Origin of the sequence: Aureicoccus marinus (genome assembly GCF_002954325.1) — a bacterium.
GTDB lineage: Bacteria > Bacteroidota > Bacteroidia > Flavobacteriales > Flavobacteriaceae > Aureicoccus > Aureicoccus marinus.
Genome location: NZ_MQVX01000001.1, coordinates 3,014,893 through 3,029,577, shown reverse-complemented (window position 1 = coordinate 3,029,577; position 14,685 = coordinate 3,014,893). Strand labels below are relative to the sequence as shown.

Sequence of the window (14,685 nt, the reverse complement as noted above, 5' to 3'; positions counted from 1 at the left end):
GCAAAGATACGGACTTAGCGTCTCTCTAACTCGACCTCAACATTGAGCTTGGTCGGGTCTTTTATCGCTTCTAAAAAGTTAACGGTGTAGGTCATGGTCTTCCCATCAGCACTAATGGTAGCCCCTTCCAAACTGGCCGACTTGACTCGCTTAGGGAAGTGGTACTTCAGGGTATAATTCGAGCTGGACAACACCATCTCAGCACTGGCCATACTGTCTAGGGCCTGCTGATGCAACGCCTTATCCAAAATACGGGCCCTACGCGAGAACTTTCTCTTTTTGTAAGTATACTCCACCTTGGTCGCTGAATTCCCCATCATCGGTAGGCTGTTGTTGCCTTCCTTTTGATCCAATGTGCCGGCCGACTGAAAGGTATTGAAGGCGTCATTCATTTCGGAGATGTTTTTAAACTCGCTGTACATGTCGAAATTCATTTCCTTGGTCTCTGGATTCATGACCATATGCAGATTGAATGGCTCAAGCTTCTTCAATTTTTCTTGTTCCTCAATCGGCAACTGGGCTATACTGTCTTTCTTTTCGATTAAAAGATCTCTAAACGACATGGTCGAATCAATTGCCTTTTCTTTGGCCATCTCTTCGCCGCCCATGGCCATAAGCGCTGAGCCGTCAAAACTGATGGATAGTTTTCCGGAACCGTCGTCCTCAAAATAAATCTCTTCGGTAAAGTTACAGGAGGCAGCCCAAATCAAGGTAAAGGCCGCAAATACTAATCGTAGTTGTTTCATTCGTATGCAGTGTAGGTGTTATACTGTGGTTTATTGAGTATGACTAGGGCCGCGATCGTACCGGGCACCCAACCACACACTGTTAAAATTAACACAATTATAATGGACCCACAACCCCTGTCGTAAACCGCAAGGGGCGGAAACAAAATAGCTAGTAAGACTCTCCAGATGCTCATAGTATTTTCGATTGACGATGTACTTATGCGACGCTCATTTCTCCGATTTGTTACATTTAGAAAGAAATTCGTGCTGCATGACTAAAAAAGGGATAGGATTCTTGGTCTTTTCGATGCTCTTTTCCTGTATGGCTTCCGGGCAGTTTTCTTTCGAGGGCCAGGTTCCCAAGGAATGGGCCGGGCAGCTCATTTCCTTGTCCCTGATCAAGGACCCCCTGAGAAGTGATCGGGTCTATGCCGACCAAATTCTCCTGCAATCCGAAGTGGACTCTCTCGGTCAGTTTGCCTTTAAGGGTGCCTTTTTACCAGAAGAAAACCGCCTCTACCGAATCCATGCAGCCCCTTGTTTTGAAGGACAACACGACAGCCGCATGCGCTGCCATGGCCTGGAAGAGCGCTTTTTTGTCGCTAATAACCAGGACCAATTGGTTTTTCGCTCCATAGATGAAGGTGGCTTTTTGTGCCAGGGTTCGCCAGAACAAAGCATCGCCGGGGTGCAAGCCCAAGACCTGCGTCTGACCTTACCACTCGGGGACCAGGCGGCCATGAACCAGACCACTCGAAGCCTTCAATTTCAGCAATGGATGGAGGATTTGGAGCATTATTACCGTGATGGAGAAGACCCCTTGCTCACCCTTTTTGCTCTTTGCGATGTGCTGGATTCTCGAAACGAATACCGCTCCCTTTTGAGCAGAGAGGACTATCCGTTCTTGAGTGAATTGGAATCCGAACTGGCGAGCCGCTATTCCGAAAGCGCATACAGCAACTTACTTTCGAATAGCCTACCCAAACCCGAAAAGACCCCATTGCTTTTTCCCTACCTCTTTCTTTTGGTAGCCTTGGGATTGGGGTATTGGTTCTTTAAAAAGAGACTAGCAGCATCAAAACAAATCAAAAACACCTTCGAATCCTTAAGTACCAAAGAGGAAGCTTTGTTGGGTGATATTGCCTTGGGTAAAAGCAATAAAGAGCTGGCAGATCTTCACCACATCAGTCTGAGCACGGTGAAGACTCACCTGAACAACATTTACAAGAAGACCGGAGTCCAAAGCCGAAAAGAGCTGATTCTTAAGATCAAACAAGAAAAAACAGGAATTTCCACCCCGGTCTAGGCCCTATTTCCACCCGGACTTCCTTGATCAACCCCAGCGAGAGCTTGAGTTTAGCGGAAAAGTAATTTTCCATGAAACTAATCCTTTCTACTGGCCTAATGGCCCTGTTGCTTTGTGTTCAAAATGCCCAAGCACAAAAAGAAATCAATCAATCGCCTATCCCTCCTTTCCTCTTGGGAGATATCGAACAGTCCGACCTGACTATGGGTACCTACAACCAATGGTTTGAAGGCCAATACACCAACTACACCCCCAAAGCGGAAATCCTTCGAGAGTTAAAAACTTCCACAGAAGACAAGGAATTTATCTTGTTTTTAGGCACCTGGTGTGGAGACAGCAAGCGGGAAGTTCCGCGGATGCTGCGTATTTTTAAAGAAGCTGGAGTGGCGGAAAGTCGAATTCGCATCATCGCTTTGGACCGGCGTCCTGGCAAGTACAAGACCAGTCCTGAAGGCCTAGAAAAGAAGTACCATATCAAGCGTATACCCACCTTGATTATTCTCTCTCAGGGGCAAGAAATAAACCGCATTGTGGAACGGCCTTGGCGCAGTCTGGAAGAAGACCTGCTGGCCATTACCCAAGACCAAAGCTATTTGCCTCGTTACTCACGCTGAGTAATCCGTTCAAAACCTTAATTTTGCCACCAAAATTGGCGGCATGCAGCTATCTGAGCAAGAACTCGTACGAAGAGAAAAACTAACGCGTCTACGGGAATTGGGAATTGAGCCCTATCCCGCAGCCTTGTATCCAGTGGAAGACACGGCTTCTTCCAGCACAGCTAAATTCGAAGAAGGCAAGAAGGTGGTCCTGGCCGGACGACTGATGTCTCGCCGTATCCAGGGTAAGGCTTCCTTTGCTGAAATTCAAGACAGCAGCGGACGTATTCAGGTGTACTTTAACCGGGACGAGATTTGTCCAGGGGAAGACAAGCTTCTCTACAACGAGGTCTACAAGAAATTGCTGGATATCGGTGATATTATCGGAATAGAAGGAGAACTCTTCACCACCCAAGTGGGGGAACCCACCGTAATGGTCAAGAACTTCTCTTTGTTGAGCAAGGCCCTGCGCCCATTGCCTCTACCGAAAACCGATGCCGACGGGAAGGTGTACGATGAATTCAACGATCCAGAGATGCGCTACCGCCAGCGCTATGTGGATTTGGTCGTCAATCCCAGCGTGCGTGAAACCTTTGTCAAAAGAACGCGCATCACCAACAGTATCCGCACCTTTTTCAACGAAAAGGGCTATCTGGAAGTCGAAACGCCCATCCTCCAGCCGATTCCTGGCGGAGCGGCCGCTCGTCCTTTTGTCACCCACCACAATGCACTCAATATTCCGCTTTATCTGCGGATTGCCAATGAGCTTTACTTAAAACGACTGATTGTCGGTGGCTTTGATGGTGTATATGAGTTTGCCAAAGACTTCCGCAACGAAGGAATGGACCGTACCCACAATCCAGAATTCACCGTAATGGAGCTCTACGTGGCCTACAAGGATTACTTCTGGATGATGGAAATGACCGAGCAACTCCTTGAAAAAGTGGCCCAAGACACCCACGGGCAAACCGAGGTGACGGTTGGGGAACAAAAAATCGACTTCAAGGCTCCTTATCCGAAGGTGCCTATCCTGGAGGCCATCAAGGAGCACACCGGGCATGACCTGCACGGCAAAGGCGAAGCGGAATTGGCCGAAATCGCGAAATCCTTGGGCATCGAAGTGGACTCCAGTATGGGGATTGGTAAACTCATCGACGAGATATTCGGTGAAAAATGCGAGCACCACTACATTCAGCCGACCTTCATTATCGATTACCCGAAAGAAATGAGCCCGCTCACCAAGGCCCACCGCGAGAAGGAAGGCCTGACCGAGCGATTCGAACTTCTGGTGAACGGAAAAGAGATCGCCAATGCCTACAGCGAGCTCAATGACCCGATCGATCAAAGAGAGCGCTTCGAGGAACAGCTCAAGCTCTCCGAAAAGGGAGACGACGAGGCCATGTTCATCGACCAGGATTTTTTACGCGCCCTGGAATACGGTATGCCTCCAACCAGTGGAATTGGAATTGGTATCGACCGACTGTGCATGCTTCTCACGGACAACGCCTCCATTCAGGAAGTTCTTTTCTTCCCGCAAATGCGCCCAGAGAAAAAAGCGGTTGAATTGAGTGAGGAGGAGAAAGCTGTTCGGGATATTCTCAAGCCCCTAGGGCAGATGCCTTTAGCGGAACTCAAAGGGCAGGCAGGACTCAGCGGAAAGAAATGGGACAAATCCACAAAAAATCTAGTTAAATTAGGCTTGATGAAAGTCGAGAAAACAGAAGATCAACTACTGGCACACTGGGTCGAATGAAAAACAGCAAACGCCTAGGCTTATTGACTGGCCCTTTGCTGTTTGGAATCATGAGCCTGCTGCCAGGAGAATTGATTTCAGCTCAGGCCGATATGGTACTTGCCGTAGCCGCCTGGATGCTCTGTTGGTGGGTGACCGAAGCGGTTTCCATCTCGGTGACGGCCCTCCTACCGCTACTACTCTTCCCACTACTTGATGTGATGCCTTTGGCCGATGTGGGCAGCAACTACGGCAGCCCGATCGTTTTTTTATTCTTTGGCGGTTTTGTCATGGCCTTGGCGCTCGAAAAAGTCAATCTGCACCGCAGAATTGCCCTCACAATTATACGCCTGACCGGCACGACCCCCAATCGGGTGGTCCTGGGCTTTATGCTGGCGACCGCTTCACTGAGCATGTGGATCAGCAATACGGCCACCACGGTGGTTATGCTACCCATCGCCCTCTCGGTGATCCAGCTCCTTATCGAGGACGAAGACGGCTTCACCAAAAAAGACAGAAATTTTGCCCTGAGTGTGATGCTAGGCATTGCCTTTTCGGCCAACGCAGGTGGAATCGCCACAGTGATCGGAACCCCGCCGAACTCCGTCCTCATCGGCCTTTTAGAAAATGAATACAATACCGAAATCGCCTTTGTGGACTGGATGCTAATTGGCTTGCCTTTCTCGGCTGTCATGATCACCATCATTTACCTGGTTTTGGTCTATTGGATGTTTCCGAACAAAGGATTGGTATTCGGGACTTCGCGCAACCTCATCGACCAGGAGCTCAAAGCTCTTGGCCCCTTGAGCGGAAAAGAAAAACAGGTCCTTGGGATCTTTGCGGTAACCGTAACTCTCTGGGTTTTTAGAACGGTGATTAACGGTTGGTTTCCGGATTTGGGCCTTACCGATACCAGCATCAGTATTTTTGCTGCCATCGCCCTCTTCGCCATTCCGAACAACTGGAGAAAAGGAGATTTTATTTTGGAATGGAGAGACACGAGCAAACTCGCCTGGGGAATTCTAATTCTCTTTGGTGGCGGGCTGGCACTGGCCAAAGGCATGTCAGCCAGCGGAATTGTCGACCTGGTTGCTCAGGGTATTGCCCAAAGTGACTGGAGCGTCATTCTGACGGTAAGTCTCTTGATCGCCCTGATGTTGTTTATGACAGAATTGATGAGTAACGTGGCCTTGGTCGCAGTACTTGCCCCCGTGGTTGCCGGAATTGCTATCGGTTTGGGGGTACCCATGCTACACGTTCTGATTCCGGTGACTATGGCCAGTAGCTGTGCTTTTATGCTGCCTATGGCAACACCACCCAATGCGATTGTCTTTGCCAGTGGCTACATTGAAGTATCCCAAATGGCCCGTGTAGGGGTTGTCTTGAATTTGATTTCGATTGGGGTGTTGATCTTGATGTACCTGACGGTCATCCCCTTACTCTTTCCTTAGTGCTATTCTTCGTCCGCAAAGAGCGTATTCGAAAGTTGCGAACGCAGTTGTTGCGGTACTTGACCGCCAGGAGCTAAGAGGTCAAAGGAGCGCAATTGCCCTTCTCTAATCTCCAGCAGACCGCGGTAATCAGTAAATCCATTATCCGCTAAAAAGAGAGATTTCAGGGATTTCATCTTGCGCAATCCAGCAGGAATGGGCCCGGTGAACTTATTCTGACTCAGTTGTATTTCTTCCAAGGATTGCAATTTCTTCCAGCGAGAAGACAACTGTCCTTCCAGCTCATTATAGGCTAGGTTGAGTACGCGTAAGTAAGGAAGTTGGTAAAAATTTTCCGGTAAATGACCGCTGAGACGATTGAGTGGCAAGTGCAATTCGACCACATGACCTTCTTCCAAAACCACCCCTTCCCATCCAGAAACAGGCTGACCCAAATCCCAGGGCTTGGCCCATTGCGGACCTCCCGTAGAGTAATACAGAGAAACCAATGCCGAGAATTCAGCCTCGCTTTGGCCATAGGACAGGGCTAAACAACAGAAAGACAGCAGGCTTAAAACGATGGATTTCAACATGGTAGTTCTATTTGGGAAGTAGAAAATTGCACGCTTTTCATCAGAATAACAAAACGGGGTTGTCTAAGGGTGCATTTTTGTTGTGTGTCCGACGAACTGCACTATCCTTCACCCCTGAACGCAAAAAACCCCCAGTTGACACCAGGGGTTTTTCACCTAACTAACTAACTCAAAGAATTGATAAATGAAAACTACTCTTTATTGTGTGGGTCGAAATCAGATGGCAAGTAAGCCACGGTATCGAATCCCAATTGAAAATCTTCTTCGTCCATCTCGATAAACTCGATGGTACTTAGGAAATCGTATTCTCCGTACGGATCAAAATTCTCAGGAAGGTAGAGGGCTGTATCAAAGCCAAGCTCCACTTCGTCTTCCAATTCTATATAATTGACCGCTGTCATGACGTTTCCGATGGCATATGGATCAAAATTAGCGGGTAGAGAACTCGCAATTCCGAAGTTCTGACCGATTTCATCCAAATCCTCGAAGGCGATTTGATCAGCGTCAAATCCACTCTTGTACGGATTAAATCCTGCTGGCAGATACGGTTTGGTATCGAAGTCCAGCTCCACTTCTCCTTCCATCTCGATGAAGGCGATATCCTCCAAAGACAAAGGGTTTTTTGTGGCAACCTCGTTCTCCATGTCCTGCTGAGGAATGAGGAAAGGATTGTACAATGATTCTTTTTTCTGGCTGTTGTGGTGATCCACATAAACAACCTCTTGTTGCTGGGTAGCGCTTTCGAGCTGCTGGTTTTGTGCCTCCAGCGAAGTACCCCCTAAAAGTGTACTTCCTACCATGATGATTAAACTGTTCATTCCGATTGATTTTGATTGATGATAAAGCCGAAGCTTTTTGATGATTGATTTGCTTATAAGACTCTTGATTTTCGGAAATGTTACACCGACGGATCTCGAATTAACAATTCTATAGGACTTCTGTATCCCCCGAAAACAGGGGGTAAACGCGGGAATCCTTAGTAAAATTCAGGAACGCCAAATGCCGGCGGATTTTTTTGACACATTAGGCTTAAGTATTATTTAACAGATCCTTTCTGATTTTTTTAAGTTCTTTGATCAGTTAAGAGCTAACTCAATCCCTATTTAATGAAAACAGCATTACGATCAGCACTATTGATGTGCTTCTTGTTGGTTGTAGGAACCCCTGATGCCCACAGCCAAATCTTCAAGAAAAAACAAAAGAAAGCACCGGCATCTACTGCAGCGCGAGGCGGGGGAAGTAAAAAAGGCGGTATCCAACCCTACAGCAAAGTCATCACCAAAAGCGCGAAAACCGATAAAGGGCTTTTCGATGTGCACAAAGTAGATGACAAGCACTACTACGAAATCCCTGATTCCCTTTTCAACCGAGAGATGTTGATGGTCAGCCGAATTGCTAAAACGGCAACCGGTATCGGTTTCGGTGGTGGTAAAATCAACACCCAGGTGCTCCGTTGGGAGAAGAAAGACAAAAAAGTACTCCTTCGGGTGGTTTCTTACGGCAACTTTGCTGCAGACTCCCTTCCCGTACATGAGGCCGTTGTCAATTCCAATTTCGAGCCTGTGCTTTTTGCCTTTGATATCAAGGCCAAAAAGAAGGATTCTCTTTCGCCGGCTACCGTTATTGAAGCAGGCCCTCTGTTTAAAGACGACGTACAAGCGTTGGGTATGCCGAGCTTCTACCGTACCCGCTACCGCGTGAGCCGTTTGGATGGCAAAAGAAGCTATATCGAATCGGTCAAGAGTTACCCGCTGAATATTGAAGCGCGCCATGTGAAGACGTATGTAGCCCGCTCCGCACCCAGCAACCAAAGTTTGGGTTCCATCTCTATTGAGATCAACAACTCCATGATTTTATTGCCTGCTGAACCGATGAAGCGTCGCTACTTTGATCAACGCGTTGGATGGTTTGCTCGTGGACAGGTCGATTATGGTTTGGACGCCCAAGAGAGTAAAACAGTTCGTTACCTGGATCGTTGGAGACTCGAGGTAAAAGACGAAGACATTGAAAAGTTCAATCGAGGAGAACTGGTTGAACCGAAGAAACAGATCGTTTACTATGTGGACCGGGCAACACCAAAGCAGTGGATTCCCTTTATCAAGCAAGGAATCGAAGACTGGCAAGTTGCCTTTGAAGAAGCTGGATTCAAAAACGCCATTATAGCGAAGGACCCTCCATCTTCAGAAGAAGATCCAGAATGGTCACCGGAAGACGTTCGTTATTCTGTGGTTCGTTACCTGGCCTCACCCATCCCTAACGCCAATGGTCCTCACGTAAGTGATCCGCGTAGTGGAGAGATCTTGGAATCAGACATCAACTGGTACCACAATGTCATGACCTTGCTTCGCAATTGGTTCTTCGTACAAACAGCTGCGATCAACCCACAAGCCCAAGGGACCGCCTTTAAGGACGAAGTGATGGGACGTTTGATTCGCTTTGTTTCTGCCCATGAGGTTGGCCATACACTTGGTTTGCCACACAATATGGGAAGTAGTGCGGCTTACCCTGTAGATTCCCTGCGTTCGGCCAGCTTTACGAAGAAATACGGAACAGCACCATCTATTATGGACTACGCGCGTTTTAACTACGTTGCACAACCTCAGGACAAAGGTGTTGCTCTTATGCCGAACATTGGGATATACGACAAGTACTCCATCAAATGGGGATACCGTCCTATTCTCGGCAAAACGGCTGAGGAAGAAAAACCCATCTTGGACAGCTGGATTCTGGAGCACGCCGGAGATCCGATGTACCGCTTTGGTCGTCAACAAGGGCGCGTACTCGATCCGAGTTCTCAAACGGAGGATCTTGGGGACGATGCAGTCAAAGCCAGTGAGTACGGAATTGCGAACCTGAAACGCATCATGCCACGCTTGATTGAGTGGACTTCAGAAGACGGTAAGAACTACGATGACCTCAACACTTTGTATGGTCAGGTTTTAGGTCAGTTCCGTCGTTATATGGGTCACGTATCCAACAATATTGGTGGGGTGTACGAAAACTACAAGACCTACGACCAAGAGGGAGCAGTTTACACCCCTGTCTCGAAGTCACACCAAAAGAAGGCCATGGCCTTTTTACAGACCCAGCTTTTTAAAACACCGAATTGGATGATCGACACAGACATTCTTTCTCGTGTTGAAGGTTCTGGTGCAGTAGAGCGCGTACGTGCCCTGCAAGCCGGTACGGTAAACAACCTGCTACAGGTAGGTCGTATGGCTCGTCTTATTGAGCAGGAAGCCCTTTACGGAAGACAAGCTTATCCACTGACCGAAATGATGTATGATCTGCGCAGAGGAATCTGGTCTGAACTCCGAACCGGTAAATCCATCGACACCTATCGTCGTAACCTGCAAAAGGCTCACATCGACCGATTGGAGTATCTTATGACAGCAGAAAACCAGCGTGGATCAACTCGCGGATGGGGCTGGAGAACCTCTGTAAACACCAGTCAATCTGATATCCGTTCGGTTGCACGTGCAGAACTGAATCGTTTAAAAACAGACATTCAGAATGGACTTAAGCGCAATCCTAATGCGATGAGCCGTTACCACCTGCAAGATGCACTGGAACGCATCAATATGATCTTGGATCCTCGCTAAAAAGAGGGTTTAGACGAATTTCATAGGGCAAACAATATGTTTGCCCTTTTTCGTGTACAAAAATCAGGTGTTCACCTACACTTCTCCCTAGGTTCACAACATATTCGAATTCTATGCGTTATAAATGAGTACTTTAGGTAACCCAAATCCTATGAATCATGAAAACCTACAAAATCAAAAGCCTGGTCTATCTTTCCTGCTTCGTAATCGCAGCTGTATTTTACTACGACTACGAACAAAATCAAAACTCTCTACAGATCGTTAGCGAAAACTACGTAGAAATGGAAGCTCAAGATCTTTCAGAGCTTCAAGGAGAAGAGCAAGAGCTCCTCGACCAAAACACCCTGGATTAAATACCGAAGAACCACGGAAGGCAAATGTGAAATCCTTCCCAAAATTGGTTTTGGTTTTAAACGCTTCCCTATGACAGAAGTCCTAGAGGCGTAACATTAAAATCAAAATCATGCGTAAAGTAATTATTGCCCTTGTTCTGCTGGGCAGCTTCAGTGCTGTGCAGGCTCAGGGACACCAAGCAATGAAAAAAATGAAAGCTCAACGCCAAATGCTTTCTGAGCTTGCACCTGAAGAACGGGCAACCTTGAAAACAAAAAAAATGTCCTTGGCTTTGGATTTGACGGCCAAGCAACAACGTGGAGTTCAGGCTTTAAACGAAGAAGAAGCCCGTTGGAAACAAGAAATGATGGAGACCCGCAAAGAAGCCCGTGAGTCCTCGGAGACCCGATCCAGTGCGGAAGAACGATATAAAAGACAAAACCAAGTGTTGGACCAGCAGATCGCCTACCAACAACAACTGCGAGAGCTCCTTGACGAGGACCAGTACCTACGCTGGAAAAAGATCAGAGCACGCAGTGTGGAAGGCAAGAGGAGCATGCTGAGGAAAGGTAGAAGTAGGTAGTGTTTTTTGTTGATTGAGGAGGCCACGACATGCGCGTGGCCTTCTTATTTTTTAGCCTCAGCTGTACAAGTCTTTTACTGCGTCTAAAGTAAACTCGATATCGGACTGACTCAGTGCATCATTCAAGAAATAACTTTCAAAAGCGGAAGGTGGCAGGTAGACTCCTCGATCGAGCATCCCGTGAAAGTAGCGCATAAAATGCTCGTTATTGCCCTTAGCCGCCGAAGCGAAATCCCGAACTTTTTCTTCACAAAAGTGCACAGACACCATACTTCCCAGACGATTGACCTGGTGAACGATGCCTTTTTCTTTTAAAATGGAACCTATTCCATCGGCGAGTTGCTCGCACTTGGCATCCAAACTATTGAATACATCTGGGTTATTCTTCAAATGGGTCAGCATAGCCAAGCCAGCACTCATGGCCAAGGGATTTCCGCTCAGGGTACCCGCCTGATAGACGGGCCCCAATGGGGCCAAATGGGCCATGATTTCTTTTCGGGCGGCGAAAGCACCAACCGGCAATCCTCCTCCGATCACTTTACCAAACATCAGGATATCTGCACGGATTCCCAAAAGCTCTTGTGCTCCTCCCGGAGCCAAGCGAAATCCGGTCATTACCTCATCAAAGAGCAACAGAATTCCCTCTTGATCACAGAGCGCCCGGAGTCCTTCCAAAAATCCCTCTTCTGGGAGTATACAACCCATATTTCCGGCTACGGGCTCCAGAATGATGGCTGCTATTTCTCCACTATTGGCCTGCACCAATTCCTTGACGTTTTCCAGGTCATTATAATTCGCCAAGAGTGTGTCCTTCGCGGTCCCTTGGGTTACTCCTGGACTGTTGGGCGAACCAAAGGTGACCGCTCCACTTCCTGCCTGAATTAAAAAGGCATCGGAATGTCCGTGGTAACAACCCGCAAACTTGATGATCTTTTCGCGTCCTGTATATCCGCGCGCCAAACGGACCGCACTCATACAAGCCTCGGTACCACTATTGACAAAACGAATCTGATCAATATTCGGGACCATAGAAACGGCCAGCTCCGCCAGCTCGGTTTCGATGGCGGTCGGCATGCCGAAGGAAGTACCTTTTTGGGCTTGCTCCACAATGCGGTCAACCACCTCCTGATGGGCGTGCCCTAAAATCAGCGGCCCCCAGCTGGAGATATAATCGATTAAGCGGTTATTGTCTTCGTCGTAGAGGTGAGCACCTTTGGCGTACTTCACAAATACGGGGGTTCCTCCTACGGCATTAAATGCCCGAACTGGCGAATTCACACCACCGGGAATCACCTGTTGTGCCTCGGCAAAGAGGGCACTACTTCTTTGGTACCTCATCGGCTTTCTTTCCGAATTTTAAGTTGTTGACCGGGTTCAATTAATGTGCTTTTCAGGCCATTAAAGCTCATCAATTCCTTAACCGAAACGAAGAACTTCTTGGAAATTCCGTACAAGGTATCTCCGGCTTTGACCTCATAAGTCACAATTTCTGTTGGGATGGGATCCCGCTTTACTTTCATCCCCTGACGGATGACCTCATTGTCGTAGCGATACAACTTGTAGCGCTCAATCAGGGAGGTGAGTTTTTGTGGATAACGCGGGTCAGTAGCGTAACCGGCTTGTCTAAGGCCTCGTGCCCAAGCGTGATAGTCGGTCCGTTTTAAGTCAAAAAGAGAACGGTAACGCGCGCGAGACGACAAAAACACACTGTGGTCCCGAAAAGAGTACATCGGGTGGTTGTATCTTCTGAAGCATTCTCCTTCTTCGTCATCATCGTGATAGGCTACTGCTCCGGTCCAATTCTGATGACACTTAATCCCAAAATGGTTATTGGTCTTCTGGGTGAGTTCCCCACGACCGGCTCCGCTTTCAAGAATGCCCTGAGCCAGCGTTATACTGGCTGGAATTCCGTACGCTTTCATTTCTTGTTGGGCGATATCCGAAAAGGTGCTGATGTAGTCTTCTACCGAATTGATGGTAAATCGAATAAAACGACCCGGATCCTCGGGCATGGGGTAGAGTTCCGTTTTATCCACCACTACTCCACCTTGGGGAACAGGGGTTGGATTGTTAGGCACGCGTACTTCTTCGGTCGGACGTTCTTTGCGATCGGAATAGGTGCGCTTCTTGGTTCCACAGGCTGAAACAATCAGCAAGGCAAAGAGCGCGGTTATTCGGAGGGATCTAGAATTCTTGGCCATTGTTTTTTCTCCAGTTTTTGGTTCATACCTGCAATGCCTTGCAGGCCTCCGGTGTGAATCGCTAAAACGCGTTGGTCGCTTGACAGCTGGCCTGAATTGAACAGTTCTTTTAGCCCCCAGAGCATTTTTGCGGTATAAACCGGATCAAGCGGGATTCCGCTTTGCTGGTAGAAGGTATTCATAAACTGTACCAGATCAGGGGTTATGCTCGCGTAACGCCCTCCGTGATAGTCATACCTAATCTCCCAGTTGGTTCGCTTGGTAAAGGTACGGATAAGGTCGCTCATTCCGGATTCCGGAAGGGCAGAGATTCCAATTATATGCTGTTGAGGGCTTGATCCACGGATAAGGCCCGCCAGTGTTCCCCCTGTACCCACGGCCGCAACAACCACATCATAGTCGTCACAATCCTCAAGGATTTCGGCACAGCCCTGTATAGCCAATTCATTGGTACCTCCCTCGGGCAGCACGAGGTAATCTTTTGAACTATCCAAGCCCAAAAGGGATTTCCAATCCGCCCACACGTTTCCCCTTTTAGAGGCATAAACTTCCCGTGAGACAAAGTGAAGCTCCATCCCGAGACCCGCTGCTGTCGACAGGGTTGGATTGCCTTTCCAAAGCCTAGCGACTTCCTCCCCCCGCACGATTCCAATCGACTTTATCCTCGCCTCTGCGCAGGCCGCAGCGGTGGCCACCAGATGGTTGGAATAGGCGCCTCCAAAGGTCAAAATGCCTGGATAGGAGCCCTGCAGGGCGGCCTGAACATTGTATTTTAACTTTCTGAATTTATTCCCTGAGACAAGAGGATGTAGTTCGTCTTCCCGCAATAGATCAAGGCTTATGGAATCATGGAGACCTAAAAAGGAGCCGATCGGCTGTAGGCGAGAAAGCGGCATTATTTTTTGAAGCAGTACTGCAAAAAGGAGAAACGCTTGCGCTGAGCAGGGTAGAGCAAATTGTCTTCGTTGGCGTACGCTTCGCGCTCAAAAGAAATGTTCTGGTAAGCCAGGTAACGATCTCCGTAAAGCAAACACTTCCATAACCACTCAATGAAGTACCAAACGTAAAAAGGCAGGATGCCCAATTCCCATTGCTGTTGCAAATGGATGCGCTCGTGATTGATAAGAATCTGGTCATTGAGCAGGTGCTTTTCCCGCAGAATGATGAAAGGCCAAAGGCACAATCCAACATAATCTTTGGGGAAAAACTGGCGAATAACAAGGACCATAAGGTTTCATTTATTGAGGCATCTCAAAGATACCCAATGGCCCTTATTTCGATTTGCGCTTCATCGTTAGTTACCAACACTTTATCAAAAAAAGCCAGCGTATCTTTGCTCTGGATCCCAAAATCGGATCAAAAGCCTGCGAATGAACGAAAGAATTCCACTCGAAGAAGGAGACTTTTACCTCTCTGAACAGGGGTATAAAGTGTTTACCGAACAGTACCACCTCAAAAGGGGGTACTGCTGCGAAAGTGGCTGCCGCCATTGTCCCTACGGCTACCACGAACGCAATGGCCGAAAAAAGCGTAAATAAGTGCAAATTCGGCATGTTATTTGTGGTATTCTTCCTGTTATCA

At 48.0% G+C, this 14,685-nt stretch carries 16 protein-coding genes; 8 read left to right on the top strand and 8 right to left on the bottom strand.

Going from position 1 to position 14,685, the window contains the following annotated elements; genetic code table 11:
• Positions 1 to 14: 14 nt before the first annotated feature.
• On the bottom strand, positions 15 to 746 hold the full coding sequence (locus BST99_RS14095) for a hypothetical protein (protein WP_105002365.1): 732 nt from the start codon (positions 744 to 746) through the stop codon (positions 15 to 17).
• A complete protein-coding gene (locus BST99_RS14090) occupies positions 743 to 922 on the bottom strand; it encodes a YqaE/Pmp3 family membrane protein (protein WP_105002364.1) in 180 nt (59 codons plus the stop codon). The genes BST99_RS14095 and BST99_RS14090 overlap by 4 nt, the downstream gene beginning before the upstream one ends.
• A gap of 77 nt (positions 923 to 999) precedes the next feature.
• Between BST99_RS14090 and BST99_RS14085 the strand changes: the two genes are divergently transcribed.
• The 4 genes from BST99_RS14085 (at position 1,000) to BST99_RS14070 (ending at position 5,813) form a co-directional block, all read left to right on the top strand.
• Entirely contained in the window at positions 1,000 to 2,034 is a 1,035-nt protein-coding gene (locus tag BST99_RS14085) for a response regulator transcription factor (protein ID WP_181044244.1), read from the top strand.
• A 71-nt stretch (positions 2,035 to 2,105) separates the two neighbouring features.
• On the top strand, positions 2,106 to 2,648 hold the full coding sequence (locus tag BST99_RS14080; RefSeq protein ID WP_146106315.1) for a thioredoxin family protein: 543 nt from the start codon (positions 2,106 to 2,108) through the stop codon (positions 2,646 to 2,648).
• 43 nt (positions 2,649 to 2,691) lie between these two features.
• On the top strand, positions 2,692 to 4,383 hold the full coding sequence (gene lysS, locus BST99_RS14075; RefSeq protein WP_105002361.1) for a lysine--tRNA ligase: 1,692 nt from the start codon (positions 2,692 to 2,694) through the stop codon (positions 4,381 to 4,383).
• On the top strand, positions 4,380 to 5,813 hold the full coding sequence (locus BST99_RS14070) for an SLC13 family permease (protein ID WP_105002360.1): 1,434 nt from the start codon (positions 4,380 to 4,382) through the stop codon (positions 5,811 to 5,813). The genes lysS and BST99_RS14070 overlap by 4 nt, the downstream gene beginning before the upstream one ends.
• Positions 5,814 to 5,815: 2 nt before the next feature.
• Here BST99_RS14070 and BST99_RS14065 read toward each other — a convergent pair whose 3' ends face one another.
• Positions 5,816 to 6,385, bottom strand: a complete 570-nt coding sequence (locus tag BST99_RS14065; RefSeq protein WP_105002359.1) for a hypothetical protein — start codon at positions 6,383 to 6,385, stop codon at positions 5,816 to 5,818.
• Between the two features lie 191 nt (positions 6,386 to 6,576).
• Positions 6,577 to 7,203 (bottom strand): hypothetical protein, encoded by a 627-nt coding sequence (locus tag BST99_RS14060; RefSeq protein WP_105002358.1) that lies wholly within the window; start codon positions 7,201 to 7,203, stop codon positions 6,577 to 6,579.
• A 288-nt stretch (positions 7,204 to 7,491) separates the two neighbouring features.
• Here BST99_RS14060 and BST99_RS14055 point away from each other — a divergent pair, with 288 nt between their 5' ends.
• The 3 genes from BST99_RS14055 to BST99_RS14045 all read left to right on the top strand — a co-directional run bounded on the left by BST99_RS14055 (position 7,492) and on the right by BST99_RS14045 (position 10,903).
• The gene (locus BST99_RS14055) at positions 7,492 to 9,987 is read left to right on the top strand and encodes a zinc-dependent metalloprotease (protein ID WP_105002357.1); all 2,496 of its coding nucleotides are present in this window, start codon (positions 7,492 to 7,494) and stop codon (positions 9,985 to 9,987) included.
• 158 nt (positions 9,988 to 10,145) lie between these two features.
• Positions 10,146 to 10,340: a hypothetical protein gene (locus BST99_RS14050; RefSeq protein ID WP_105002356.1), complete on the top strand. Its 195-nt coding sequence runs from the start codon at positions 10,146 to 10,148 to the stop codon at positions 10,338 to 10,340.
• Positions 10,341 to 10,450: 110 nt separating this feature from the next.
• Positions 10,451 to 10,903 (top strand): hypothetical protein, encoded by a 453-nt coding sequence (locus BST99_RS14045; RefSeq protein WP_105002355.1) that lies wholly within the window; start codon positions 10,451 to 10,453, stop codon positions 10,901 to 10,903.
• Positions 10,904 to 10,960: 57 nt separating this feature from the next.
• On the opposite strand, the gene hemL is transcribed toward BST99_RS14045, so the two are convergent.
• Genes hemL through BST99_RS14025 form a run of 4 tightly spaced genes read right to left on the bottom strand, consistent with a single transcriptional unit; the run spans position 10,961 to position 14,332 of the window.
• A complete protein-coding gene (gene hemL / locus BST99_RS14040) occupies positions 10,961 to 12,241 on the bottom strand; it encodes a glutamate-1-semialdehyde 2,1-aminomutase (RefSeq protein ID WP_105002354.1) in 1,281 nt (426 codons plus the stop codon).
• Positions 12,238 to 13,104, bottom strand: a complete 867-nt coding sequence (locus BST99_RS14035) for a glucosaminidase domain-containing protein (RefSeq protein WP_105002353.1) — start codon at positions 13,102 to 13,104, stop codon at positions 12,238 to 12,240. Before BST99_RS14035 ends, hemL begins: the two co-directional genes overlap by 4 nt.
• The gene (locus BST99_RS14030; RefSeq protein WP_105002352.1) at positions 13,074 to 14,000 is read right to left on the bottom strand and encodes a 1-aminocyclopropane-1-carboxylate deaminase/D-cysteine desulfhydrase; all 927 of its coding nucleotides are present in this window, start codon (positions 13,998 to 14,000) and stop codon (positions 13,074 to 13,076) included. Before BST99_RS14030 ends, BST99_RS14035 begins: the two co-directional genes overlap by 31 nt.
• On the bottom strand, positions 14,000 to 14,332 hold the full coding sequence (locus BST99_RS14025) for a hypothetical protein (RefSeq protein ID WP_105002351.1): 333 nt from the start codon (positions 14,330 to 14,332) through the stop codon (positions 14,000 to 14,002). Before BST99_RS14025 ends, BST99_RS14030 begins: the two co-directional genes overlap by 1 nt.
• Before the next feature lie 142 nt (positions 14,333 to 14,474).
• On the opposite strand from BST99_RS14025, the gene BST99_RS14435 reads away from it, so the two are divergent.
• The gene (locus tag BST99_RS14435; protein WP_181044243.1) at positions 14,475 to 14,642 is read left to right on the top strand and encodes a DUF5522 domain-containing protein; all 168 of its coding nucleotides are present in this window, start codon (positions 14,475 to 14,477) and stop codon (positions 14,640 to 14,642) included.
• Positions 14,643 to 14,685: the final 43 nt, after the last annotated feature.